This is a genomic window from Vibrio sp. 1078-1, from assembly GCF_033340475.1.
The window spans coordinates 1-631 of sequence record NZ_JAWOWM010000506.1 but is presented as its reverse complement, the minus strand read 5'-3'; the positions used below and the strand labels follow the sequence as shown (position 1 = coordinate 631).

The 631-nt window shown below is 47.7% G+C and carries 1 protein-coding gene; it reads right to left on the bottom strand.

Going from position 1 to position 631, the window contains the following annotated elements; all coding sequences use genetic code 11:
- A partial coding sequence (locus R7190_RS28460; protein WP_318138005.1) for an ATP-binding cassette domain-containing protein occupies positions 1-631 on the bottom strand: 631 nt, incomplete at both ends.

Below are 631 nucleotides of genomic sequence, written 5' to 3'. Positions count from 1 at the left end.
AGCCATTTCGTTGTGCCCAATCCTTTTTGAGAAGAGAGTGGGTGCATCGCTTCAATTTGCGCACGGTGTTCGTCATTGGCATCGAGAATAAAGTAGTCTTCACTGATGCTGTCCATTGAGGTTTGCAGCACCGGGCGACCGTGTTTAAGAATCAACACATCGGTTAACAAATGCTCGATCTCGGAAACCTCATGGCTAGTGATGATCAGAACGCGTTCACCATCGTGAAACCATTCCAGTAAATGACGGTAGAAGGTGTCGCGGTAAACCAAATCCAAACCAAGAGTTGGTTCATCCAAAATCAGGATTTGTGTATTGGTTGCGATAACAATGGCAAGGTGCAATTGCACTTTCATCCCTTTCGAAAGGGCTCTGATTTTCGCACGTGGTTTAATGTCGGTTTGACGAAGCAGCGCATCCGCTTTGCTGCGATTGAAACCCGGGTGAACCCCTTCGGTATAACTCAGAAGCTGAGAGACCGTCATCCAATCTGGCAAAACATTCACATCTGAGATGTACGACAAATTCTGCATGATCTTGTCACGCTGCATCATGGGCTCGAAGCCATTGATGCGAATAGTCCCTTCGTAGTCGTGGGCGCCGAGTAGGGCGTTAATAAGCGTCGACTTAC